Raw genomic sequence first — 23,548 nt, 5'->3', positions numbered from 1 at the left:
GCCCGCCCCTCTCCGGGGCGGGCGGCGCCGTCATATCCTCCGGCCGGCCGGTCACGGCCCCGACAGGGCGACCACCGAGTTGAAACCGCCGTACCCCCGGGCGAGCACCACGGCCCGGCGCAGCGGCGTCCGGCGCGGCGCGGTGACCAGGTCGAGGCGGTACTCCTCCTTCGGGCACGTCACGTGCGCCGTCGGCGGGATCACCTGGTCGCGCAGGGCGAGCAGCGCCGTCGCCACGTCCAGCGGCCCGCTGCCGGCGGCCAGCCGCCCGGTCATCGTCTTGGGTGCGGTGACGGGCACCCCCCGGGGCCCGAACACGGCCGTGAGGGCGAGCGCCTCCTCCCGGTCCCACCGGGGGGTTCCGGCCGCGTCGGCGAACACCACGTCGACGTCCGACGGCCGCCAGCCGGCCTCGTCGAGGGCCTGCGCAACGGCCCGGCGCAGCCCGGGTTCCCGCCCCGAGCCCGGCGGCGGGTCGAACGCCGTCCCGTAGCCCTCGATCAGGCCGTGCACGCGGGCCCCGCGCGCCCGGGCCGCCTCGGTGTCCTCCACGACCAGGAGGGCCCCGCCTTCCCCGGCGACGTGTCCGGCGGCCCGCTCGTCGAACGGGAGGTAGGCGTTGCGCGGGTCGTCACCGGTGCTCATGCGCCCTTCCGTCAGCAGCGCCGTCCAGCTCCACGGGCACAGGGAGCCGTCGACGGCGCCGGTGACGACGGCCCGGGTGCCCTTGCGCAGCAGGCGCCGGGAGGCGGCGAGCGCGTCGAGGCCGCCCGCTCCGTCGGCCACCACCACGCCGCCGGGTCCCCGCAGGCCGTGACGGATCGAGATCTGGCCGGTGTTGACGGCGTAGAACCAGGCGAAGGACTGATAGGCACTGACGTGCCCGCTGCCCCGGGCCCACAGGTTCTCCAGTTCGCGCTGGCCGAACTCGAAGCCGCCCGCCGTGTTGGCCGTGACGACCCCGACGGCGTACTCCGGCAGGGCCGCGGGGTCGAGCGCGGCGTCCGCCAGGGCCCACTCCGCGGCCACCAGGGACAGCCTGGTCAGCTCGTCCGTCTGGGTACGCAGCCGGCTGGGCAGCAGCGCGCCCGCGTCCAGCCCGTGGATCTCGCCCGCCAGGCGGACCGGGTAGGGCGAGGGGTCGAAGCGGGTGAGGCGGCCCAGGCCGCTCCGGCCGCGCAGGGTCGCCGACCAGTAGTCCTCCGTCCCGACGCCGTTGGGCGCCACGAGGCCCATCCCCGTGACCGCCACGGCCGTCATGCGGCACGCTCCCGCGGACGGGACAGCACCATCGCGCTCTGGAACCCGCCGAACCCGCTGCCGACCGTCAGCACCGTGCCGAGCTCCGCACGCCGCGGTACGAGGGGTACGTAGTCCAGGTCGCACTCGGGGTCCGGCTCGTGCAGGTTGGCGGTCGGCGGGATGACTCCGTGGCGCAGCGCGAGCACGCAGGCGGCGATCTCGATGGCCCCGATCGCCCCGAGCGAGTGGCCCACCATCGACTTGATGGAGCTGATCGGCGTGCGCCGGGCGTGGTCGCCGAGGGCGGCCTTGAACGCCGCCGTCTCGTGCCGGTCGTTCTGCTTCGTTCCGGATCCGTGGGCGTTGACGTAGTCGATGTCGGCCGGGCGCGCCCCGGCCTCGGCGAGCGCGCCGCGGATGGCCTCGGCCAGCTCCCTGCCGTCGGGCCGCAGTCCGGTCATGTGGAAGGCGTTGCACCGGGAGGCGAACCCGGTGAGTTCGGCGAGGATCCCGACGCCCCGCCGGACCGCGTGCTCGTACTCCTCCAGGACGAACATCGCCGCGCCCTCCCCGAGCACGAACCCGTTGCGTGTGGCGTCGAACGGGCGCGAGGCGTGCGCGGGGTCGTCGTTGCGGGGGGTGGTGGCCTTGATGGCGTCGAAGCAGGCGAGGGTGATCGGGGAGATCGGCGCGTCGGTCGCCCCGGCGACCATGACGTCCGCGCCGCCTTCGAGGATCGTCTCCCGTGCGTGGGCCACCGCGTCCAGGCCGGAGGTGCACCCGGTGGAGACCACGCCCGCGGGCCCCTCGGCCCCCACCCGCCAGGCCACTTCGGCCGCCATGGAGCTGGGCACGAAGTGCCCGTAGAGGTGCGGGACGGCGTAGGTGTGGTCCACCAGCCAGGCACGCCCGCCGTCGCTGACGGTGGCGTACTCGCGCTCCAGGCTGGTGGTGCAGCCCACGGCGCTGCCGACGGTGACGCCCATCCGGTGCGGGTCGACGTCCTCGAAGCGCAGTCCCGCCTGGGTGACGGCCTCGTCGGTGGCGACGACGGCGAACTGCGCCGCCCGGTCCATGCGCCGCACCTCCTGTGGGGTGAGCCCGTGCAGGACCGGGTCGAAGTCGCACTCGGCGGCCACCTGGGAGCGGAACGGAGAGGCGTCGCACAGGGAGATCGCCCGGGTGGCCGTCCGGCCGGAACCGACCAGTTCCCAGAACGCCTTGGCACCGGTGCCCCCGGGGGCGACCAGTCCCAGTCCGGTGACCACGACGCGCCTGCTCATCGGCCCTCCTCGACCGGTTCGGTGAGCGGCTGCCACCACGACCGGTGGTCGCGGTACCAGCGCACGACCTCGGCGAGGCCCGCGTCGAGCGGGACCGCCGGGTCGAAACCGAGGTCGTCGCGGACGCGGGTGTCGTCCACGGAATACCTGCGGTCGTGCCCCTTGCGGTCGGTGACCGGGGTGACCCGGTCCCAGTCCGCCCCGCACAGCCGCAGGAGCCGGCCGGTGAGTTCCCGGTTGGACAGCTCCACTCCGCCGATGTTGTAGGTGGCGCCGGGTTCCCCTTTCTCCAGGACGAGTTGGACGGCGCGGCAGTGGTCGTCCACGTGGATCCACTCCCGCCGGTGCCGTCCGTCGCCGTACAACGGCAGCGTGCGGCCGTCGAGCAAGTTCGTGATGAAGCGCGGGATCATCTTCTCCGGGTGCTGGTACGGGCCGTAGTTGTTGGCGCAGCGGGTGACGCAGACGTGCAGGCCGTGCGTGCGCCAGTAGGCGCGGGCCATGAGGTCGGCCCCGGCCTTGGAGGCGGCGTAGGGCGAGTTCGGCAGCAGCGGGTGGTCCTCGGTCCAGGAGCCCTCGGCGAGGGAGCCGTACACCTCGTCGGTGGAGACGTGGACCACGCGCGGCACGCCGGTGCGCAGGCAGCTGTCGAGGAGGTTCTGGGTCCCCACCACGTTGGTGCGCGCGAAGAGGGAGGCGTCCTCGATGGACCGGTCGACGTGGGACTCGGCGGCGAAGTGGACGACGGCGTCGTGCCCGGGCAGCAGGTCGAGCAGCAGCCGCCGGTCGCACACGTCGCCGCGGACCAGGCGCAGCCGCGGGTGGTCCAGGGGCAGGTTGGCGGTGTTGCCGGCGTACGTGAGCTTGTCCAGGACCGTCAGGCGCACCGTGTCGTGGCCGGGGCGCGTGTCTCCCAGCGACCGGCGCACGAAGTGCGATCCGATGAAGCCGGCACCGCCGGTGATCAGGAGCCTCATGCGACCACGTCGAGTTCGGTGTGGTCGCCGACCACGAGCCGGTGGCGGGACGTGCCGGCGGCGGTCGCGCCCACCCTGGCGGAGCGGCCGATCACGGACGCGTGGATGCCGTTGACGTCGCTCACCGCCGCGCCGTCGAGCAGGATCGAGTCGGTGACGCCCGCCTCGTTCAGGACGCACCCGGCGCCGATCGCGGTGTGGGGGCCTATGTAGCTGTCCTCCACGACGCAGTCCGCGCCGATGACCAGCGGTCCCCGCAGGTGGGAGCGGACGATCCGGGCGCCGGGGGCCACGACGACGGGGCCGAGCGCGGTGCTCGCCGCGTCGACGCTGCCCTCGACTCGGGACTCGATGCCGTCCAGCAGCAACCGGTTGCCGTCGAGGATGTCCTCGACCCGGCCGGTGTCCTTCCACCAGCCGGTCACTTCGACGGCCCGCACGTCGTGCCCTTGGTCCACCAGCCACTGGAGCGCGTCGGTGATCTCCCGCTCGCCGCGCCGGCTCGGCTCGATGGCGCGGACGGCGTCGTGGACGAGCGGGGTGAAGAAGTACGCCCCGGTGACCGCGAGGTTGCTCCTGGGCCGGCGGGGCTTCTCGCGCAGGGCCCGGACCCGGCCGCCGGGGTCCGTCTCGACGACGCCGTACTCCTGCGGGGCGTCGACAGGGGTGACGGCCACTTGTGCGGCGGGCCGGGTCCGCCGGAAGTGCTCGGCCGGGCCGGTGATGCCGTCGCCGAAGACGTTGTCGCCGAGGTACATCGCGAAGTCGTCGTCCCCGAGGAAGTCCCGGGCGATCAGGACGCAGTGGGCCAGGCCGAAAGGGGCCTCCTGGTAGAGGTACTCGACCCGCAGGCCGAACCGGCTGCCGTCTCCCACGGCCTGCCGGATCTCCTTGTGCCAGTCGCCCACGATGACGCCGGCCTCGGTGATGCCGGCGTCCCGGACGGCTTCCAGCGCATGGAAAAGCACCGGCTTGTTCGCGAGGGGGATGAGTTGCTTCGGCATGGCGTGGGTGAGGGGACGCAGCCGCGTCCCCATGCCGCCCGAAAGGATCAGGGCTTTCAACGGAATACCTCTTTCCCGTCACGAGTGGGCACGACAGACACCTGCTTATCGCGGTGTCCCTCAGGCCGGGTCGAGCAAGGCTCGAATCCGTGTGGGGGCGCTCCACGCCTTGAGCGGGTCTTGAGGACGGGCACTTACGTTGAGCCCCCGTCATTCACCCGAATCGGCATCGAGGAGAGCCCATGAATCCCGAAGGCAGCGAACTTTACCTTGACTTGATGGAGCGGGTGCTCGCCAACGTGATATACGAGGACGTTCCGATCGGCTGGTACGGGGATCTGGACGGATACGACCGCGACACCCGTTCCGAAGGGCGGGACCTCCCCACGGTCGCGCACACGATGGTCGGACTGAAGCGGTTGAAAAACGTCCGATCGTGCGTGACGCGGGTATTGCGGGAAGGGGTCCCCGGGGACCTCATCGAAACGGGCGTGTGGCGGGGCGGCGTCTGCATTCTCATGCGCGCCGTCCTGGAGGCATACGGTGAGCGGGACCGGCGGGTGTGGGTCGCGGATTCCTTCGAGGGCGTTCCGGAAACGCGCCCCGAAAGCCATCCCTTGGACCAGGAGATGGCGCTGCACCGCATCAATCAGGTACTGAGCGTGTCCCGCGCGGAAGTGGCCGGGAATTTCTCCCGTTACGGGCTTCTGGACGATCAAGTGCGTTTTCTGGAGGGCTGGTTCCGCCATACGCTTCCAGATGCCCCGACCGGCCCGCTGGCCGTGCTGCGACTGGACGGGGACCTCTACGAGTCAACGACGGACGCCCTCACGCACCTGTATCCCCGGCTCTCCCCGGGCGGTTTCGTGATCATCGATGACTACAACATCGAGCCGTGCCGGCAGGCCGTCGAGGACTACCGGGGCCGGCGCCGGATCACCGAACCCGTCCGGGCCATCGACGGACACGGCGTCTACTGGCGCCGGGCGTCCCCGGAGTGAGGCGCCGGGGCCGGGCCGGCGGCGCGGGTCAGCCGGCCCGGCGCGGCACCGCCAGCGCGGGGGCCCCGCCGAAGCGGTCGAGGAGGCTCTCCACCTCGGTGAAGTCGGCGCCGTCCAGCAGCGGATCAGCGGTGAGCATGGCGCGGTGCAGCCGCTGCAGCCGCAACGAGGGCTCCAGTCCCAGCTCCCCCACCAGGTGTTCGCGCAGCCTGCGGAACACCACGAGGGCATCGGAGCAGCGGCCGGACCGGTAGAGCGAGAGCATGTACTGGGCGTGCAGGTTCTCGTGCATGGGGTACTGGGAGACGAGGCCGGCCAGTTCCCCGGGGAGCTCGTGGTGCAGGGCCAGCCGCAGCTTGGCGTCATTGCGCTGCATGAGCACCGTCAGCCGGCTCTCCTCCAGGCGCCTGATCTCGGCGTCCAGCAACGGGCCCACCTGCATGTCGACGAGCGGCGGACCACTCCAGACCTCCATCGCCCCGGTGAGCAGGCGAATGGCTTTCTCGTCGAATCCGTCCGCGAGTGCTTTGCGCCCCTCGGCGGCCAGTCGCTCGAATTCGTGCAGGTCCACTTCGCCCTGCCGAAGATTCAATTGATACCCGCTGAACTTGGTCACCAGGACATCCCGGGCCACTTCGGAGGAAGTGCGGCACAAGGCCCGCCCGAGGAATTTGCGCACCTGCAGCACATAGGTTTGCAGGGTGGTCTGCATGCTCGCCGGCGGGTTGTCGCCCCAGAGTTCGCGCGCCATGGCCGCGGTGGTCACGACGTGGTTCGCCTGAAGCACCAGCAGGGCAATGATCTTGCGGGGTTTGGGCGCCGTCAGAAAGTCGATGAGATTGCCGCCGTGCGGTGTTCGTAACGCCAGTGATCCGAGAACCTGTATTTCCATGCGCACCGCAGAGTCGCTGCCAGAGCTCATTGGGCCCCCCTGATCCATGGTCGTAATAGAGACTTGGGACTAGAGACGCGGGACTAGTGTCTTGAGATTAGTTTCATGGGTCAAGAACGGCGACCAGTACTCAGGTCCCTTCCCCTTCGCGAGATCCCTACCACCACGCACTCGTAAAAGTCCCGGTCAGCACCGTGATCCCCGGATCATGCCGGTACCGCCCCGCGTTCCACCTCTCCCTCACCAAGCGTGACGACGACCCGTCGGCCGCCACCGGCAGCCGCCCGTCGCACGGGCGGGAAAACCGCCGAGCGCCCATCGTTTTCCGGTTCCGCACCACCGCGTCACTCCGGGTGACCGGATGCCACGCCACCACCCGCCGCAGTGATCTGCGTCACTCCCGGCACGCCGGGCGTCGTGCGTCTCATCTCCACCACGCCTCAAGCGGATTACCAGGACGCCCGCTCAGGATCCGGTGATGAACCGCTCGTCCCTCACGCTGGAGACACCCATGACCGAAGAGCGCGCGCCCACCGTCACCCGCGAGCAGCTGCTCACCATGATGTCCGCCGTGCGCAGGACCGGCGTGCTCCGCGCCGGTGTCGCCCTGAAGGTCTTCGACGCGCTGGCCGACGGTCCCGCCGACGCCGCGGCGGTCGCCGCGACCTGCGCGGCGGATACGCGCGGCACCCGCATCCTGCTCGGCGCCCTCGCCGCCATGGGCCTGCTGGAGGCACACGGGGACCTGTTCAGCCTGGCCCCCGGCGCCGAGCGCGTCCTGGTCAGCACCCATCCCGACTACTACGGCGACGCCGTCCGGCTGGCCGCCAGCGACTACGAGTGGGACGCGATCAAGCGGCTCGCCGACGCCGTGCGCAACGGCGGCACCGTGATGGAGACCAACGCCGAGACGCCCTCCTACACGTTCTGGGAAGACTTCGCCACGCTCGGCACCCTCAACACCCAGCCCGTCGCCGACCTCATCGCCGACGAACTGCTGCCGTGGCCCGACGGGGACCGCGACCGGCTGGACGTGCTCGACGTCGCCTGCGGCCACGGCCTCTACGGTTACACCCTGGCCCGCAGGGAGCCCCGCGCCCACGTCTGGTCCCTGGACTGGCCGAACGTCCTGGCCGTCACCGAGGCCAACGCGCGGCGCCTGGGCGTGGCCCCACGGGCCCACTTCCTCCCCGGCGACATGTTCGAGGCGCCGCTGGCGGGTCCGTACGACATCGTGATCGTCGCCAATGTGCTGCACCACTTCGCCGCCGAGCAGGCCACCCGGCTGCTGCGGCGGATGGCGGACGTCATCCGGCCCGGCGGCAAACTGGTGGCCGTCGCCATCAGCACCGGCGACGGGCGGCCGGCCGACGACCCGGTGCCGCACCTGTTCTCGGCCCTGATGCTCGCCTGGACCTCCGCGGGCCAGGTCCACCCCCTTTCCGTGTACGAGGAGATGGTGGCCGCCGCCGGATTCACCCGGCCCAAGCTCCACACCCTTGCCCACAACCCGCTGCGCGTCCTGGTGGCCGACCGAGTCTGAGGGGTGCCATGGAGATCGTCGGGCGGGGCTTCCTCGCCAGGAGTCTCAAGCCGCTGGCCGGCGGGCACCCCGGCGCCGTCGTCTTCGCGGCGGGGGTCTCCAGCGCCCCCAGCACCGCGCAGGCCGAGTTCGCCCGCGAGGCCGCGCTCCTGTACGAGGTCCTGGACCACTGCCGGGCGCGTGGCAGGAGACTGGTGTACTTCTCCACCTGCGGCGGCGGTCTGTACGGAACGGGCGACGGCCCCAGCCGCGAGGCCGGCCCGGTCTTCCCGGCGACCCCGTACGGCCGGCACAAGCTCGCCATGGAGGGCGTCCTGCGGGCCTCGGGCGTGCCCGCCCTGGTGCTGCGGCTGGCCTACACCGTGGGCCGCGACCAGCGCGGCCACCAGCTCCTGCCCTCACTGCTGCGCCAGGTCCGCTCCGGCACGGTCCACGTCCACCGCGGGTCCCGCCGCGACCTGGTGCACGTCGACGACGTCGTGGCGATCGTCGACGCGCTGCTCGCCCGCGGGGCCGGCAACGACGTGGTCAACGTCGCGTCCGGGTTCGCCGTGCCGGTGGAGGACATCGTCGCCCACCTCGAAACCCGCCTGGGCGTCACGGCCGAACGCCGGTACGTCGACGTGGCCGACGACCACGCGGTCTGCAACGACAAGCTCCTCGCTCTGCTGCCCGAGCACGCCCGCCCCGCCTTCCACGCCGGCTACTACCGCGGCGTCATCGACAGGTACCTCGACGGACCGGATACACGACCCCTACGAGAGGCATGACATGACGACACTCGACCACGCCGCGACCCCCACCGCGGTGGCGCGCTCCCTGCTCGGCCTGAACACCGCCTACTTCCAGGCCAAGGCGCTCCAGAGCGCCGTCGAACTGGGGTTGTTCGGCCTGCTCGCCGAGCGGCCCGCCGACGCCGGCGAGCTCTGCGAGCGGCTGGGCCTGCACCCCGGCCGCGCCGCCGACTTCCTCGACGCGCTGGTCGGCCTCGGGCTGCTGGAGCGGACGGACGGACGGTACGCCAACCGGCCGGGGATCGCCGAGTTCCTCGTCCCCGGCGGCCCCCGGTACCTCGGCGACAGCATCGCCCAGCACGCGCGGCTCCACTACCGCGCCTGGGGCTCCCTCACCCAAGTGCTCACCGGTGCGTCCGTCGCGGACCAGATGGACTTCCGCGAGGACTTCCAAAGCCGCGACAACGTGCGGCACCTCATGGGCCACATGGACGTCTTCAACGGTTTCGTCGCACACGCCCTGGACGGCTGCGTGGACTGGTCGCGGTACGCGACCTTCCTGGACGTGGGCGGCGCGCGCGGCAACGTCGCCGCACACCTGGTGCGCACCCACGACCACCTGCGGGGCGGTGTCTTCGACCTGCCCGCCGTGCGGCCCTTCTTCGACGAGCACATGGCGGCCCTCGGCACGGCCCACCGGGTCCGCTTCACCGCCGGCGACTTCTTCGCCGATCCGCTGCCGCGCGCCGACGTCGTCATCCTCGGCCACGTCCTGCACGACTGGCCGCCGAGCGCCCGCGAAAGGCTGGTCGAGCGGGTCCACGACGCGGTGGAACCCGGCGGGGCGGTCATCGTGTACGACGCCATGCTCGACGACGAGCGCGATGACGCCAGGTCGCTCCTGCAGAGCCTGAACTGCTCCATCATGCGCGACGGCGGCTCGGAGTACACCGTCGGGGAGTGCCGCGGTTACGTCGAGCGCGCGGGCTTCCGCTTCCTGTCCGCCGAGCGCGTCGAGACCCTGACCGCGGACCGCGTCCTGATCGCCACCAAGCCGTCCTGACCCGCAGGCCGACCGGCCCCTACGGAGGCTCCCCATGCGTGTACTGCTGACCACCGCGGCCTGGCCGTCCCACTACCTGTTCATGGTGCCCCTCGCCTGGGCGTTCCGCTCCGCCGGACACGAGGTGCGGGTGGCGGCCCAGCCGCACGTCGTGGACACCGTGCTGAAGTCCGGGCTCACCGCCGTGCCCGTCGGCCCCGACCTCGACTTCGCCGGGCTGCACCGCAAGTTCGTCGCCGAAACCGACCCCGCGCAGTACCGGACGCGGGACGCCATCATCACCATCTTCCACCGCGTCGCCGAGATGATGACGCCCGACCTGGTCCGCTTCGCGCAGGCGTGGCAGCCGCAGTTGGTCGTCCGCGACCCCGTCGCCTTCGCCGGGTCCGTCGCCGCCGAGGCCGTCGGCGCGCCCTTGGTGCGTCACGCCTGGGGGCCGGACCTGTACGGCACGGCGCCGGGCACCTGGCTCGCCCACCACGTCCTGGAACGGCTCGGGCCCACATACCGGCTGCACGGCACCACCCCGCCCGCCGTCCTGGACCGGCTGGCCGTCGACCCCACCCCGCCCAGCCTGCGCATCGAAGCACCCGGAACCTCCCTGCCGATGGCCTACGTGCCCTACAACGGGCCCGGCGTGGTACCGCCCTGGGTGCTCCAGCGGCCGGCCCGCCCCCGGGTCTGCGTGACCTGGGGGACGTTCACCTCCACCGCCACCGACGAGCCGGAGATGTTCCTGGTACCGCGGATCCTCGACGCGCTCGACGGGCTCGGCGTCGAGCCGGTGCTCGCCGTGACCGCGGCCGAACGCGACCTCCTGGGCGAGGTGGGCGACCGGGCCATGGTGGTCCAGGACCTGCCGATCCACACCGTGCTGCCCAGTTGCTCGGCGGTGATCCACCACGGCGGGGCGACCACCGTCCTGAGCGCCGCCCGGTTCGGCGTCCCCCAGCTCACCATCCCCCATCTCTTCGAGCAGCGGCTCAACTCGGACCTGCTGGAAGCGGCCGGGGGCGGTATCCAGTTGAAGGCCGGCCAGGCCGGCCCCGCGGCCATCCGCTCCGCCGTGGCCGACCTGGTCCGCGACGGATCGCCGTACGCCGCGGCCTCCCGCCGGCTGCGCGAGGAGATCCTCGCCATGCCCCCGCTCGGCGACGTCGTGGACCAGCTGGAGCAGGCGGTCCGCACCGACGCGCTCACCGCGTCGGCCGAGTGAGGAGAGAGCCGGGCGAGGAGGCCAGGCCGGTCAGGGGCAGGCCGGCCGAGAGAGACGGAGAGCCGGAAACCGGAAAGAGGCCGGCCGAGAGGAAAGGAGGAGCGCGGAGGGAGACGGCGGAACCAGCGGCAAGGGAGGAAGGACCCGTGAGGAGAAAGGAGGGAAGAGAACCCATGGACCACGATGTCGTCGTGGCGGGCGGCGGGCCCGTCGGCCTGCTGCTCGGCTGCGAACTGCGACGCGCCGGCGTCCGCGTGCTGGTCGTCGACCGCCTCATGGAGCCGGCTGGTCACGACCGCGCCGGCGTCCTGCACACCCGGACCGTCGAGTACCTGGACCTGCGCGGGCTGCTCGACCGGTTCAAGGAGGGCATGGACACCGTCAGCGGTCTGCCCTTCGCCGGCATGTTCGGCCGCGGACTCGACCACGGGTTGCTGACCACGCGGCACCCGTACAGCCTTCTCGTACCGCAGTCCCGCACCGAAGAACTCCTGGCCCGGCACGCCGCCGAACTCGGCGTCCCCTTCCACCGGGGCCACGAGGTGACCGCGGTGCGGCAGGACGACGACGGCGTGACGGTCCGGCTCGCCACCCCCGAGGGCGAACGCACCGTCCGCGCCTCCTACCTGGTGGGGTGCGACGGCGGGCGCAGCACCGTGCGCCGGCTCGCCGGCATCGGTTTCCCCGGGTACGGCGCCCGTGTCAACGCCCTGATCGGCTACGTCACCACGCCGGAGAAGAACGTGCCGCGCCGCTGGCAGCGCACCGCGCACGGCATCGTCGTGCTGGCCTTCCCGCCGGAGGGCGGCACCGGCCGCGTCGTGGTGGTGGAGTACGACCGGCCCCCCTCCTCCCCCACGGAGCCGGTGACGCTGGAGGAACTGCGCGCCGGGGTGCGCCGCGTGTACGGGCGCGAGCTCGACCTGCGGGAGCCGGTGCTGTGGATGTCCCGTTTCAGCGACGCCACCCGCCAGGCCGAGACCTACCGCGACGGCCGGATCTTCCTGGCCGGCGACGCGGCGCACGTGCACTTCCCCATCGGCGGCCAGGGGCTGAACACCGGCTTCCACGACGCGATGAACCTCGGCTGGAAACTGGCCGCGCGGATCGCCGGCTGGGCACCGCCCGGCCTGCTCGACACCTACCACGACGAGCGGCACCGCGCCGGGCGCCGGATGCTGCTGCTCACGCGTGCGCAGCTCGCCTTGATGCACCCGGACGAGCAGCACGTCACCGCGCTGCGCGAGGTGTTCGAAGAGCTGCTGGCGCTGGAGGACACCAACCGGCTGCTGACGGCCGCGCTCAACGGCCTCGACCTGCGCTACGGGCCGGACGAGGGGGAGGGAGACGCCGGCCATCCCTTGCTGGGCCGGTTCGCACCGGACCTCGACGTGGAGGTGGACGGCACACCGACGCGTACGGCGGAGCTGCTGCGTTCGGCACGCGGGGTGCTGCTCGACCTGACCGCGCACGGCGGTCCGGCCCGTACCGCCGCGCCCTGGGCGGACCGCGTCGACGTCGTCACCGCCCGGCGCGCCGATACCACCGGGCACCCCCCTGCGACCGCGCTGCTCATCCGGCCCGATGGCCACGTCGCCTGGGCGGCCGGGGAGCCGTCCTCGGGCGACCGGCCGCCCGAGGACGGTCTGACCGACGCGCTGGCCCGATGGTTCGGGCCGAAGGACTGGAGGTAGCACCCGATGGAACACCGGCACCTGGGACGCAGTGGGCTGCGGATCAGCGAGATCGTCTTCGGCAACCTCCTCTACCCGCACGACAGCACCCCCGACGAGACGGTGCTCTCCTGTCTCCGCGCCGCCTTGGACAGCGGGATCACCACGTTCGACACGGCCGACATCTACGGCTTGGGCCGCTCCGAGCGGCTCTTGGGGCGGGCGCTGGCCGGCGAGCCCCGCGACGGCGTCGTCATCTGCACCAAGGTCTTCTTCCCGACGGGTACCGGTCCCAACGGCGCGGGGCTGTCCCGCAAGCACGTGCGCGAGGCGATCGACGCCTCGTTGCGTCGCCTGGGCACCGATTACGTCGACCTCTACACGGCCCACCGCTACGACCCGCACACCCCGCTGGAGGAGACCGTGACCGCCTTCGCGGACCTGGTCCGGGCGGGCAAGGTCCTCTACATGGGCGTGTCCGAGTGGACGGCCGGGCAGATCAGGGAGGCCGCCGCCCTCGCCGCGGAGCTGCGCGTCCAGCTCGTCTACAACATGCCCCAGTACTCGGCCCTCTGGCGCGCCCCCGAAACGGAGGTCGTGCCGGCCTGCGAGCCGCTGGGGATCAGTCAGGTGCCCTACTTCACGCTCGCCCAGGGCGTGCTGACCGGGAAGTACGCCCCGGGCACCCCGCCACCGCCGGAGTCCCGCGCGGGCACCGGACTCGTCGGCGGGCGGGCCGACTTCATGCGGCGGATGCTCGCCGACGGTGTCCTGGAGCGGGTGCGGCGGCTGGAGCCGCTGGCGAAGGAGGCCGGGCTGACGATGGCCCAGCTCGCCCTGGCCTGGCTGCTGCGCCGCCCGAACGTGGCCGGCGCGGTCGTGGGAGCGTCCCGGGCCGCACAGGTACGGGAGAACGCGGCGGCCTCCGGCGCACCGCTCGACGACGCCCTCGCCGCGCGCGTCGACGACATCCTCGCCCCCGTGGCCGTGTACAGCGACGCGGCCTGACCCGTGGCCGCCGGAACCGGAAGCCGAGCAAGGAGGCAGTATGGACGCGGAGCCGCCGGCCCGCTATGTGACGGACCTGTTCACCGGGCTCCACCGCTGGTCGGGGCGGGACGCGCTGCGGACGGAGGACGGGCGCGTCACGTTCGAGGACCTGTTGGCGCGCGGTTACCGCATCGCCCGCGCCCTGGAAGGCACCGGGTTGACCCGGCGGGAGGGCATCGTCTGCCTGATGGGCAACTCCCCGGAGCTGATCTGCCTGCGCCTGGCCGCCCACCTGCTGGGCAGCCGGTTCACCGCCCTGCACGCCGGCACCCCCGGTGACGTCGCGGCGTGCCGCACGGTACTGGCGGCGGCGCGGCCGGCGGTCTTCGTGGCCGACCGGCGGGGCGTGGCGGCGCTGGGCGAGCCGGTGCCGGGCATGTTCTCCCTCGGCGCCGACGGCGCCGGCTGCGACCTGTGGGCGCTCGCGGAGGCCGAATCCGGCGAGCCGCTGCGGCCCCGGGCCCGTGAGCAGGACATCGCGCTGGTGGTCCCTTCCCGTGGGACGACCGGTCCGCGCCGGGGGGCCGTGCATCCCTTCTCGGCGATGAACGTCGTCTGGCGCCGTCCGGACGAGGGCGAGCTGGGCGACTTCCCCGCCGGGGTGACCACGCTGGCCGTCAGTCCGCTGTCGGGCAACGCGGGCGAGGTCGCCCTGATGCTGCTGCGCGCGGGGTGCACGGTGCGCCTGATGGACGACTTCGAGCCGGGCCGGGTGCTGGCCGCCGTGGAGAGGGAGCGGATCACGAGCCTGTACCTGCCGTCCCCGTATCTGGAGCGGCTCGTCGGCCACCGCGACGTGGGGCGCACGGACCTGTCGAGCCTGCGCTACCTGCCGTACGGCAACGCTCCCGTCACCCCGGATGTGCTGCGGCGGGCGATCGACGCGTTCGGCCCGGTCCTGTCGCAGAACTACGTCACCAGCGAGATCCGGGCCATCACCCTGCTGCGGCAGGAAGACCACCTGGCCGCCGCCGACGGCCGGCCCCATCTGCTGGGCTCCGCGGGGCGCCCGCTGCCGGGCGTGGAGGTCCGGATCTGCGGGCCGGACGGCCGCGGGCGCCGGCCGGGCGAGACGGGCGAGGTCTGGCTGCGGGCGCCGCACATGATGAGTGGCTACTGGCGGGACCCGGAGGCGACGCGGCGGGCGCTGCGCGACGGGTGGTTCCGTTCGGGCGATGCCGGCCGGCTCGACCGCGACGGGTACCTCTACCTGAGCGGGCGCGTGTAGCCCCGTACCCGCGCGCAGGGCGCGCACGCGCGGCGAACGGGCCGCGGGTGCGCGCCGTTCTCCGCGCCCGGCGCGCCGTCCCGCGCACGCCGGAGCGGAGCCGGGCCCGTCAGGCGTTTTCCTTGGCGAAGGTGCGCATCCCGACGGCGACGCACACCACCGCCAGCAGCACGGCCACCGCGGTGCCCTCCAGGACGGGCCAGGTGGCGAACCGGTCGGCGAACAGGTCGCGGATGGCGTCCACGATGTAGCGCAGCGGGTTGATCCGCGACAGCACGTCGAGCCAGGTCGGTGCCAGGCTCATGGGCAGCAGGATGCCGGCGAGCAGCATGATCGGCAGCGCCGCGGAGGTGAGCAGCGGGGCGAACTGGTCCTCCGACTTCAGCGCCACGCCCAGCGACAGCGACAGCGAGGCCAGGGCGACGCCCAGCAGGACGACGAGCACCACCGCGGCGAGGATGCCGAGGACGTTGGCGCGCAGCCCGAGCACCAGCCCGACCGCGACGATGATCACGGATTGGACGAGCAGCACCGCGACCTCGCGCACGACCCGCCCCATCAGCAGCGCGAAGCGGCTGACCGGGGTGACGCGCAGCCGTTCGATGACCCCGGAGCGGACGTCGGCGATGATGCCGAATCCGCAGAAGCCGGCGCCGAACAGCGCCAGGTAGACCAGAACGCCCGGGACGAAGTTCTGCCAGGTGTCCCCGGGCCGACCCATGTCGCCCAGCCCGGTCAGCAGCGGACCGAACAGGAGGAGGTAAAGGACCGGCTGGACCAGGCCCATGACGATGGTGATCTTGTAGCGGAAGGTGAAACGGAGCTGGTTCTCGAAGACCAGTAACGTTTCCTTGACGGTTTGCATGGGGGTTCTCCCTGGTCAGACGTGGCCGGCGGGGGCAGCCGCCTCGGCCGGCTTGCCCGTGAGGGTGAGGAAGACATCGTCGAGCGTGGGCCGGTCGACCTGGATGGAGACGGGGTCGACGGAGCGCGCCTCCAGCGCGCGCATGATTTCGATCATGGAGCGGTTGCTGTGCTCGGCGCGGAACCGGAGGGTGGTGCCGGCGACGGTGACGGCGCGAGCTCCGGGCAGGCCGCGGACGACGTCCTCGGCCGCCGGTACGTCCGCGGCGGCGACCTCCAGCGTCACCGCGTCGCCCGACACCCGGTTCTTCAGCTCCTCCGGGCCGTCCTCGACGAGGATGGCGCCCTGGTCCATGATCAGGATTCGGTCGCAGAGCGCGTCGGCCTCGTCCAGGTAGTGCGTGCTGAGGAAGACCGTCGCGCCGAACGCGTCGCGCAGACCGCGGATGTGGTCCCAGAGCTGGTTGCGGCTGGTCGGGTCCAGGCCCGTGCTCGGCTCGTCCAAGAAGATCAGCGGCGGCTGGTGCACCAGTCCGAGCGCGATGTCCAGGCGCCGCCGCTGACCGCCGGACAGGCTGCCGACGAGCCGGGTCTCCAGGCCGTCCAGGCCCAGCCGCGCCACCAGGTCCGCGATGCGGGGGCGCGCCTGCGCCTTGGACATGCCATGCAGCCGGGCCTGGAGCAGCAGCTCGTTCGCGACGACCTCGGCCGGGTTGGCACCGCCGCCCTGCGCGACGTAACCGATGCGGCGGCGCACGCCGACCGGGTCGGCGAGCAGGTCGCAGCCGGCGACGCGGGCGGTTCCGGCGGTGGGGCGCAGCAAGGTCGTCAGCATGCGCAGCGTGGTCGTCTTGCCGGCGCCGTTGGGGCCGAGGAAGCCGACGATCTCCCCGTCCGCGACCTGTAAGTCCACGCCCCGCACGGCGGCGACCTCTCCGTGCGGGGTCTGGAACGTGCGGGCCAGCCCCCGGGCCTCGATCATGGTCATTTCTGATCCTCCTCTGTGGGGTCCGCGGAAGCGGCGGCCGACGCCTTGATCACCTTGTCGAGTTCGTCCTGCCAGGCGAGGTCCGTGTCGAGCTGCATCACCCTGCGCCGGAACATCACGTCGTCCAGCGGGCTGATCGCGCCCGCCTTCGCCAGGGACTCCCGCTCCGCGTCGATGTCGTCGCGCATCACGGCGACGGCGGCGCGCCGTCGCCGGAGCAGGTCCAGCAGCGTCGGGAGCTCGCTGGTGCGGGTGAACAGGAGGGCCACGCTGAACGGGTCGGTGCCGTGGTGCACTTGGGTGACGGCTTCCTCGCGCAGCTTGCGCAGCTCCGCCTCCCCTTGCACGGTGATCTTGTATACCGTGCGCGCCGGCCGCCGGCCCACCTGCTCGGTCCGTACGGGTTCCACGAGCCCGTCCTCGTCCATGGTGCGCAGTTCCCGGTAGAGCGCTCCGACGCTGACGCCGCCCCAGCTGCTGACGCTCGTCACCTCGGCGATCCGCCGGATCTCATGGCCGTGCAGCGGCCCCGCGTTCTGCAGCGTGCCGAGTGCCATCAAGCGAGTAAGATTCACGAAGCTAGTATCGTGAGAGTAGTACCGAGAAGTCAACTCAGACGAGCCTCGCGGCACGCGAAGGAGTACTTGCGTGAACGACATTCCAGGTGGGGACGCCATCAGCGTCGTCGGCGCCCGCACGCACAACCTGCGGAACGTCAGCGTCACCGTTCCGAAGAACAAGATCGTCGCCTTCACCGGCGTCAGCGGCAGCGGCAAGACCTCGCTGGCCATCGACACCGTCCACGCGGAGGCCCAGCTGCGCTACCTGAACGGGATCTCCCCGTTCTTCCGGCAGTTCATCTCCCCCAAGGACCGCCCCCAGGTCGACCGCATCAGCGGCCTGGGCGTCACGCTCGCCGTCGACCAGCGCCGCCTCAACCGCAGCGAACGCTCCACGCTCGGCAGCATCACCGGCCTGAACGACTTCCTCGGCCTGCTCTTCGCCCGGATGCCCGCCCTGGGTCCCGAAGCCGTGGCCCACCCCGAACTGCGCGGACTGACCAGCGCCTACTTCGACCGCTACAGCATGGAAGGCCGCTGCAAGCGCTGCGGCGGCATGGGCGCCACCGTCAACCCGGACCCGGACAGCATCGTCACCCGCCCCGACCTGCCCCTCCTCAAGGGCGCCGGCGCCTGGTTCGACCGCGCCAACTCAGGGGAACACCTCGCCCTGCCCGCGCTCGCCGAGCGGTACGGCGCCCGCCTCGACCTGCCCTGGCGCGAACTCCCCGAGGCCTTCCGGCACGCCGTCCTGCACGGCACCGGCGACGAACCCGTCACCTTCCGCATCACCACACGGCAGAAGAAGTCCGGCAGCGAGACCACCGTCGAGCGCAGTGTGCCCCTCAAGGGTGCCCTCGCCGAGGTCGCGCGGCTGCACGAGACCGCGGGCAGCGAAGCGGCCCGGCAGCACTACGCGGCCTTCATGCGGCGCGACCCCTGCGACGCGTGCGGCGGCAGCGGGTACGGCGAGGTCGCCCGCACCCTCAAGGTCGGCGGCCTCACCTATCCCGAGGCCATCTTGAAACCCGTCGAGGAACTGCACACGTGGGCCGGCACGGTGGAACCCACCCTCACCCCGATGCAGCGCGAGGTCGCGGCCACCTTCCTGCCCGACCTGGAGAAGCGGTTACGGCTCATGACGGCGCTCGGGCTCGGGCACCTCCAGCCGCTGCGCACCGCGCCGTCCATGTCCGGCGGCGAACTCCAGCGCGCCCGCGTCACCGCGCAGTTGAACATGGACCTCACCGGGATCATCTTCGTCCTCGACGAACCCAGCGCCGGCCTCCACCCCGCCGACAAGCAACCGCTCCGCGAGATCCTCACCGACCTCCGCGACGCCGGAAACACCGTGCTCCTCGTCGAGCACGACCCCGAACTCATCGCCATGGCCGACTGGGTGGTGGACCTCGGACCCGGCGCCGGCCGAGAGGGCGGCACCCTCGTCGCCTCCGGCCCGCCCGAGAAGATACGCCGCACCCCGGAGTCCATCACCGGCGCCTACCTCGCCGGACGCGGCCCGCGTGTGCGGCGCCCCCACCGGCGGGACGCCGCCACGGCGCCCCGCCTCGACCTCGTCGGCGTCGACATCCACAACGTCCGGCTGGACCGCGTCGGCATCCCGCTCAACACCCTCACCTGCATCACGGGCGTCAGCGGCAGCGGCAAGAGCAGCCTCCTGCACGAGGCGCTCGGCGCCGGGCTGTCCGCGATCCTGCGCGGGCAACGGCCGGCGGCGCTCGCCCGGATCGACGGCGCGGCGGCCCTGGACTGGGTGACGATCGTCGACCAGGACCCCATCGGCCGCACCCCGCGCTCCTGCCCCGCCACCTACACCAAGGCCTTCGACCTCATCCGCAAGCTCTACGCGGCCACCCCGCGGGCCCGCGACCTCGGCCTCGGCGCCGGCGCGTTCTCCTTCAACTCCCCGGGCGGGCGCTGCGAGACCTGCGCCGGGTACGGCAGGCGCCAGGTCGACCTGCACTTCATGCCCGACATGTGGGTCGAGTGCGACGTCTGCGAGGGCCGCCGCTTCACCTCCGACATCCTCACCGTCGACTACCACGGCCGGTCCATCGACGAGGTCCTCGCCATGACCGTGGACGAGGCCGCCGAGTTCTTCACCGCGCCCAAGGCCCTGGCCGCCACCTTGGACGCCATGCGGCGCGCCGGGCTCGGCTACCTCCAGCTCGGCCAGAGCGGCACCGAACTGTCCGGCGGCGAGGCCCAGCGGCTCAAACTCGCCAACGCCCTCCTTCAGGGCGGCGGCGGACGCGGACGCGGCCTGGTGCTCATGGACGAGCCCGCCACCGGCCTCCACCCCTCCGACGTGCAGCGCATCGTCGACGCCCTCGATGTGCTGCTCGACGCGGGCAACTCGGTCGTCATCGCCGAACACGACCTGCACGTCGCCGCCTGCGCGGACTGGATCATCGACATGGGCCCGGGCGCCGGCGAGCGCGGCGGGCGGATCGTCGCCGAGGGCACTCCGGAGCGGATCGTCCGGGGGCCGGGGGTCACCGCCCGCTGCCTGCGCCCGCTCTTCCCGGGCTGACCCCCGCCCGCGCCCGTCCAGCACGCTTTGAGCGATCGTCGAGCCGCGGCGGGGAGGATCCCGACCATCCGGGATCCTCCCCGATCGCCGCGGCCGGGCGGGTACCCGCCGACCGGCGCGGGTGCCCGCCCGGACCCGCAGGCCGCCTCTCCGACAGAGCTGAGGGACGCATCATGACCGCCACGCCCGTCTGCCGCATCTGCGGCGGCACGCTGCACGAGTTCTTCGACTTCGGACGCCAGCCCATCGCCGACGCGTTCGTCGACCCCGCCGGTGAGCAGGAGGAGTTCTTCCACCGGCTCGCCGTCGGGATGTGCACGTCCTGCACCATGGTGCAGTTGCTGGAGGACGTCCCGCGCGAGCGGATGTTCCGCACCGACTACCCGTACCTGTCCTCCTTGTCGTCCGCGATGCGGGAGCACTTCCGCACCACGGCGCGCCACTTCCTGGACACCGAACTGCGCGACGCGAACGACCTGCTCGTCGAGTTCGGCAGCAACGACGGCATCATGCTCGACACCGTCCACCGGGCCGGCCGCCGCCACCTCGGCGTCGAGCCCAGCACCGACGTCGCCGAGGCGGCAGCCGCCAAGGGCATCCGGGTCCGCAACGCCTTCTTCGAGGAGGAGACGGCGGCCGACATCGCCGACCGGGAAGGCACCGCGAAGGTCATCTACGCCGCCAACACCTTCTCCCACATCTCCTACGTCGACTCGGTCTTCCGCGGCGTGGACGCGCTGCTCGCGCCGGACGGGGTGTTCGTCTTCGAGGACCCGTACATGGCCGACATCATCGAGCGCACCTCCTTCGACCAGATCTACGACGAGCACTTCTACTTCTTCAGCGTCCGCTCCGTGCAGGCCATGGCCGCCCACCACGGCTTCGAACTCGTCGACGCGGCACCGCTCCCCGTGCACGGGGGCGAGATCCGCTACACCGTGGCACGCCCCGGCGTCCGCGTCCCCAGCCCCGCGGTCGGCCGCTTCCTGGAGCGGGAGAAGGCCGCCCGGATCGCCGAACCGGACACCCTGGCCCGGTTCGGCGCCCACGTCGACGAGGTCCGCGACGCGTTGCGCGCCCAGCTGGAACGCTGCCGCGACCAGGGCCGGACCGTGGTCGGCTACGGCGCCACGGCCAAGAGCTCGACCCTGACCAACTACTGCGGCATCGGGCCCGACCTGGTGTCCTTCATCGTCGACAGCACTCCGGCCAAACAGGGCAAGCTCAGCCCCGGTTCGCACATCCCGGTACGCGCTCCCGAAGCGTTCTCCCGCCCCTACCCCGACTACGCCCTGCTGTTCGCCTGGAACCACGCCGAAGAGATCATGCGCAAGGAGAACGCCTTCCGCGAGCAAGGCGGCCGGTGGATCCTCTACGTGCCCGGCGTCCACACCGTCTGAGACCCCGGCCGCGCGCCCCTCCCCCGGCGTTCCAGCACCGCGGCGACCAGTTCCTCCAGCGCCCGCCCCAGCGGTACGCGCGGGCGCCACCCGGTGGCCGAGCGGAACGCCGAGGAGTCCACCGACATGCCCAGCGCGTCCGCGGCGGTCGCCGACGCCGGGGGGTCCACCTCCAGCACCGGCACCGGGGGCCGCCCCGTGGTGACCGCCACCGCCCGGGCCACGGCGCCGAAGAGGTCCGCGACCGCGACCGGGCGGCCGGTCCCCACCAGCCAGTGGCGGCCGGACACCTCGTCCACGTGGTCCACGGCCGCCGCGAACGCCCGGGCCGCGTCATCGATGTGGAGCAGGTCCCGCTCCCCGGCGACGCCCCGCCACACGGTGAGCGGCCGGCCGGCCAGCGCCCGCTCCACCATCGCCGCCACCACCCCGCTGCCGAACGGCCCGGGGCCCGCCCCGTACACCGTGGGCAGCCGCAGCGACACGCCGCGCACGGTTCCCCGCGCGCTCGCCTCCTCCAACGCCCGCTCGGCCGCCAGCTTCTGCCGTGCGTACGCCGTCACCGGCCGATCCCGCTCGCCGCCGACGATCCGCCCGGACCGCCCCGCCTGCGAGGCGGTCCCGGCGAAGACGACCACGGGGGGCGGGGCTCCCGGAAGGCGGGGCCCGGCGCGCAGCGCGTCGAGGAGATCGCGCATCACACCCACGTTGACCCGCGCCGCGGTCGGATCGTCCTCCGCCGCCCGCCACGCCACGCCACCTTCGATACGCGCGACCAAGTGGATCACCACGTCGGCGCCCGCCACCGCCCGCGCCACCCCGCCCGGTGCCGTCAGATCGGCCGCGGCCACCTCGCCGCGCGCCGTCCCGCCCGGCGGCGGACCCGCGGGCCGGCGGCCCACCAGCCGCAACCGGACCGGCCGCCGGGCGAGTTCCGCCGCGACGGCCGATCCGATGAAGCCCGAGGCGCCCAGGACGACCACCAGCGGACCGGCCGCCCCGGCGTCCGCCACGTCAGACACCGGCGCCGGCGAGGTCACGCAGCGTCCGGGCGACCTCGCGAGGAGCGGGCAGGGCGAGGATCTCCTCCCGCACCCGCCCGGCCGCGTCCGCGTACGACGGCACGCCCAGCACCGCCTCCACCGCCTCCCGCAGCCGCTCGCGACCGGCCCGCTCGACCGGCAGCCGCCGGGCCGCACCGGTCCGCTCCAGCACCTCGGCATCGCTGATCTGGTTCGGCAGCTGGGGGACGACCAGCTGCGGCACCCCGTGGTACGCCGCGCTCAGCGCCGTCATGAAGCCGCCCTGGTGAATCAGGAGCGAGGCGCCGGGCAGCAGCAGGTGCAGCGGGGTGTTCTCCAGGACCCGCACCCCCGGGGGTGGGGTGCCGATCGTCTCCCGTTCCGCCGCCGTGACGGCGACGACGACCTCGACGTCCATCCCGGCCAGCGCGTCCAGGACGTCGGGGACGGCCAGACTCCCCCGGCCCACCACGTCCGTGGTGGACGTCCCCCACGTCACGCACACCCGCGGCCCGCGGGGTGGTTCCCGCAGCCACGCGGGCACCGGGCCGGTCCCGTTGTAGGGCACCCAGCGCAGCGGCAGCAGGCCCGGCGCGGCCGGCAGCCGCAGGCTGGGCGGGCACGGCGACACCGTCCGGTGCGCCGGGTCCCCGGAGGGCCGCACCCCGTGCCGCTCGAACTGCTCCCAGTAGCCGGGCAGGACGTCCAGGACCCGCTCGCCGCCCGGCGACCCGAGGATGTCCGGCCCCCACAGGTGCCGGACACCCACCACCCCCAGGGCGTGCGCGGCGACGAGCGCCGCCGGGGCCATGGTGTCCCCGACCACCAGCTCGGGCCGGAAGGCCCGGGCGAAGGCGACGGTGTCGTCCAACGCGGCGGTGGTCGCCTCGTTCCAGGCGCGGAAGAGGCCGCCGTCGTCGCGTTCGGCCGCCGCGCGCAGCTCCTCCGCCGTCCGCGGCCGGTCGGTCCCCTGGCGTTCGTGCGGCAGGGTGCGCCGCCGTATGGACGCGAAGTCGACGTCCGGACCGACCCCCACGGCCGGCATACCGGAGCGGACGATCACCGGGTGCATCGACGGCTGCGCGGCGACCCGTACATCGTGGCCGGCGGCGCGCAGCGCCCAGGCGAGCGGGACCATCGCCATGTAGTGAGTGGGCCAGCCGGAGGCGACGAACAGGACGCGCATGCCGGTCACCGCCCCGCCAGATCGTGGGCCTTGCCGCTCACCGCGGTGGCCGCCGCTCCCGGCGCCAC

General features: G+C 72.8%; 20 protein-coding genes. 10 read left to right on the top strand and 10 right to left on the bottom strand.

All coding sequences use genetic code 11. The features are described 5' to 3' along the window. Positions 1-51 precede the first annotated feature (51 nt). The 4 genes from ABZX96_RS36140 to ABZX96_RS36125 are packed head-to-tail and all read right to left on the bottom strand — an operon-like array spanning position 52 to position 4,566. Complete coding sequence (locus ABZX96_RS36140; RefSeq protein WP_355553247.1) at positions 52-1,260, bottom strand: ketosynthase chain-length factor; 1,209 nt, start codon at positions 1,258-1,260, stop codon at positions 52-54. Further along, entirely contained in the window at positions 1,257-2,525 is a 1,269-nt protein-coding gene (locus tag ABZX96_RS36135; RefSeq protein ID WP_355553244.1) for a beta-ketoacyl-[acyl-carrier-protein] synthase family protein, read from the bottom strand. Before ABZX96_RS36135 ends, ABZX96_RS36140 begins: the two co-directional genes overlap by 4 nt. Further along, positions 2,522-3,502, bottom strand: coding sequence for a dTDP-glucose 4,6-dehydratase (rfbB, locus tag ABZX96_RS36130; protein WP_355553241.1), 981 nt, complete (start codon positions 3,500-3,502; stop codon positions 2,522-2,524). Before rfbB ends, ABZX96_RS36135 begins: the two co-directional genes overlap by 4 nt. Continuing rightward, the gene (locus tag ABZX96_RS36125) at positions 3,499-4,566 is read right to left on the bottom strand and encodes a glucose-1-phosphate thymidylyltransferase (RefSeq protein WP_355553238.1); all 1,068 of its coding nucleotides are present in this window, start codon (positions 4,564-4,566) and stop codon (positions 3,499-3,501) included. The genes rfbB and ABZX96_RS36125 overlap by 4 nt, the downstream gene beginning before the upstream one ends. A gap of 182 nt (positions 4,567-4,748) precedes the next feature. Here ABZX96_RS36125 and ABZX96_RS36120 point away from each other — a divergent pair, with 182 nt between their 5' ends. Further along, positions 4,749-5,507 carry a TylF/MycF family methyltransferase gene (locus tag ABZX96_RS36120; RefSeq protein WP_355553235.1) on the top strand — a complete coding sequence of 253 codons (759 nt, stop codon included), beginning with the start codon at positions 4,749-4,751 and terminating at the stop codon, positions 5,505-5,507. 28 nt (positions 5,508-5,535) lie between these two features. Here ABZX96_RS36120 and ABZX96_RS36115 read toward each other — a convergent pair whose 3' ends face one another. Then, positions 5,536-6,429 (bottom strand): AfsR/SARP family transcriptional regulator, encoded by an 894-nt coding sequence (locus tag ABZX96_RS36115; protein WP_355553232.1) that lies wholly within the window; start codon positions 6,427-6,429, stop codon positions 5,536-5,538. Between the two features lie 448 nt (positions 6,430-6,877). On the opposite strand from ABZX96_RS36115, the gene ABZX96_RS36110 reads away from it, so the two are divergent. The 7 genes from ABZX96_RS36110 (at position 6,878) to ABZX96_RS36080 (ending at position 14,906) form a co-directional block, all read left to right on the top strand. Then, positions 6,878-7,942, top strand: coding sequence for a class I SAM-dependent methyltransferase (locus tag ABZX96_RS36110; RefSeq protein ID WP_355553229.1), 1,065 nt, complete (start codon positions 6,878-6,880; stop codon positions 7,940-7,942). An 8-nt stretch (positions 7,943-7,950) separates the two neighbouring features. Beyond that, positions 7,951-8,712 carry an SDR family oxidoreductase gene (locus ABZX96_RS36105; RefSeq protein ID WP_355553226.1) on the top strand — a complete coding sequence of 254 codons (762 nt, stop codon included), beginning with the start codon at positions 7,951-7,953 and terminating at the stop codon, positions 8,710-8,712. A gap of 1 nt (position 8,713) precedes the next feature. Continuing rightward, entirely contained in the window at positions 8,714-9,739 is a 1,026-nt protein-coding gene (locus ABZX96_RS36100) for a methyltransferase (protein WP_355553223.1), read from the top strand. Positions 9,740-9,773: 34 nt separating this feature from the next. After that, complete coding sequence (locus tag ABZX96_RS36095) at positions 9,774-10,955, top strand: nucleotide disphospho-sugar-binding domain-containing protein (RefSeq protein ID WP_355553220.1); 1,182 nt, start codon at positions 9,774-9,776, stop codon at positions 10,953-10,955. 173 nt (positions 10,956-11,128) lie between these two features. Next, complete coding sequence (locus ABZX96_RS36090) at positions 11,129-12,649, top strand: FAD-dependent monooxygenase (RefSeq protein WP_355553217.1); 1,521 nt, start codon at positions 11,129-11,131, stop codon at positions 12,647-12,649. Positions 12,650-12,655: 6 nt separating this feature from the next. Then, a complete protein-coding gene (locus ABZX96_RS36085) occupies positions 12,656-13,636 on the top strand; it encodes an aldo/keto reductase (RefSeq protein ID WP_355553214.1) in 981 nt (326 codons plus the stop codon). 40 nt (positions 13,637-13,676) lie between these two features. Further along, the gene (locus ABZX96_RS36080) at positions 13,677-14,906 is read left to right on the top strand and encodes an AMP-binding protein (protein ID WP_355553211.1); all 1,230 of its coding nucleotides are present in this window, start codon (positions 13,677-13,679) and stop codon (positions 14,904-14,906) included. Between the two features lie 109 nt (positions 14,907-15,015). On the opposite strand, the gene ABZX96_RS36075 is transcribed toward ABZX96_RS36080, so the two are convergent. Genes ABZX96_RS36075 through ABZX96_RS36065 form a run of 3 tightly spaced genes read right to left on the bottom strand, consistent with a single transcriptional unit; the run spans position 15,016 to position 17,333 of the window. Beyond that, positions 15,016-15,771 (bottom strand): ABC transporter permease, encoded by a 756-nt coding sequence (locus tag ABZX96_RS36075; protein ID WP_355553208.1) that lies wholly within the window; start codon positions 15,769-15,771, stop codon positions 15,016-15,018. A gap of 15 nt (positions 15,772-15,786) precedes the next feature. Then, a complete protein-coding gene (locus ABZX96_RS36070; protein ID WP_355553205.1) occupies positions 15,787-16,758 on the bottom strand; it encodes an ATP-binding cassette domain-containing protein in 972 nt (323 codons plus the stop codon). Then, on the bottom strand, positions 16,755-17,333 hold the full coding sequence (locus ABZX96_RS36065) for a PadR family transcriptional regulator (RefSeq protein WP_355553202.1): 579 nt from the start codon (positions 17,331-17,333) through the stop codon (positions 16,755-16,757). The genes ABZX96_RS36070 and ABZX96_RS36065 overlap by 4 nt, the downstream gene beginning before the upstream one ends. A 73-nt stretch (positions 17,334-17,406) precedes the next feature. On the opposite strand from ABZX96_RS36065, the gene ABZX96_RS36060 reads away from it, so the two are divergent. Both ABZX96_RS36060 and ABZX96_RS36055 read left to right on the top strand, forming a co-directional pair. Next, positions 17,407-19,872, top strand: coding sequence for an excinuclease ABC subunit UvrA (locus ABZX96_RS36060; protein WP_355553199.1), 2,466 nt, complete (start codon positions 17,407-17,409; stop codon positions 19,870-19,872). Between the two features lie 173 nt (positions 19,873-20,045). After that, positions 20,046-21,272, top strand: coding sequence for a class I SAM-dependent methyltransferase (locus tag ABZX96_RS36055; RefSeq protein ID WP_355553196.1), 1,227 nt, complete (start codon positions 20,046-20,048; stop codon positions 21,270-21,272). On the opposite strand, the gene ABZX96_RS36050 is transcribed toward ABZX96_RS36055, so the two are convergent. Further along, a complete protein-coding gene (locus tag ABZX96_RS36050; protein WP_355553194.1) occupies positions 21,245-22,285 on the bottom strand; it encodes an NAD-dependent epimerase/dehydratase family protein in 1,041 nt (346 codons plus the stop codon). The two genes, ABZX96_RS36055 and ABZX96_RS36050, sit on opposite strands and share 28 nt — an antisense overlap. A 1-nt stretch (position 22,286) precedes the next feature. After that, on the bottom strand, positions 22,287-23,548 hold a 1,262-nt coding region (locus tag ABZX96_RS36045; protein ID WP_355553192.1), incomplete at its 5' end, for a nucleotide disphospho-sugar-binding domain-containing protein.

The organism is Streptomyces sp. NPDC003077 (genome assembly GCF_040611095.1).
Taxonomy (GTDB): domain Bacteria; phylum Actinomycetota; class Actinomycetes; order Streptomycetales; family Streptomycetaceae; genus Streptomyces.
The sequence above is the reverse complement of the archived record's forward strand: the minus strand, read 5'-3'. Positions and strand labels throughout refer to the sequence as shown.

What these genes read in the sequence shown, in the direction of transcription:
- ABZX96_RS36105 (WP_355553226.1), top strand. Translation starts at nt 7,951, where the DNA reads ATGGAGATCGTCGGGCGGGGCTTCCTCGCCAGGAGTCTCAAGCCGCTG.
- ABZX96_RS36140 (WP_355553247.1), bottom strand. Translation starts at nt 1,260, where the DNA reads ATGACGGCCGTGGCGGTCACGGGGATGGGCCTCGTGGCGCCCAACGGC.
- ABZX96_RS36095 (WP_355553220.1), top strand. Translation starts at nt 9,774, where the DNA reads ATGCGTGTACTGCTGACCACCGCGGCCTGGCCGTCCCACTACCTGTTC.
- rfbB (WP_355553241.1), bottom strand. Translation starts at nt 3,502, where the DNA reads ATGAGGCTCCTGATCACCGGCGGTGCCGGCTTCATCGGATCGCACTTC.
- ABZX96_RS36090 (WP_355553217.1), top strand. Translation starts at nt 11,129, where the DNA reads ATGGACCACGATGTCGTCGTGGCGGGCGGCGGGCCCGTCGGCCTGCTG.
- ABZX96_RS36075 (WP_355553208.1), bottom strand. Translation starts at nt 15,771, where the DNA reads ATGCAAACCGTCAAGGAAACGTTACTGGTCTTCGAGAACCAGCTCCGT.
- ABZX96_RS36080 (WP_355553211.1), top strand. Translation starts at nt 13,677, where the DNA reads ATGGACGCGGAGCCGCCGGCCCGCTATGTGACGGACCTGTTCACCGGG.
- ABZX96_RS36055 (WP_355553196.1), top strand. Translation starts at nt 20,046, where the DNA reads ATGACCGCCACGCCCGTCTGCCGCATCTGCGGCGGCACGCTGCACGAG.
- ABZX96_RS36085 (WP_355553214.1), top strand. Translation starts at nt 12,656, where the DNA reads ATGGAACACCGGCACCTGGGACGCAGTGGGCTGCGGATCAGCGAGATC.
- ABZX96_RS36070 (WP_355553205.1), bottom strand. Translation starts at nt 16,758, where the DNA reads ATGACCATGATCGAGGCCCGGGGGCTGGCCCGCACGTTCCAGACCCCG.
- ABZX96_RS36110 (WP_355553229.1), top strand. Translation starts at nt 6,878, where the DNA reads ATGAACCGCTCGTCCCTCACGCTGGAGACACCCATGACCGAAGAGCGC.
- ABZX96_RS36115 (WP_355553232.1), bottom strand. Translation starts at nt 6,429, where the DNA reads ATGAGCTCTGGCAGCGACTCTGCGGTGCGCATGGAAATACAGGTTCTC.
- ABZX96_RS36135 (WP_355553244.1), bottom strand. Translation starts at nt 2,525, where the DNA reads ATGAGCAGGCGCGTCGTGGTCACCGGACTGGGACTGGTCGCCCCCGGG.
- ABZX96_RS36120 (WP_355553235.1), top strand. Translation starts at nt 4,749, where the DNA reads ATGAATCCCGAAGGCAGCGAACTTTACCTTGACTTGATGGAGCGGGTG.
- ABZX96_RS36100 (WP_355553223.1), top strand. Translation starts at nt 8,714, where the DNA reads ATGACGACACTCGACCACGCCGCGACCCCCACCGCGGTGGCGCGCTCC.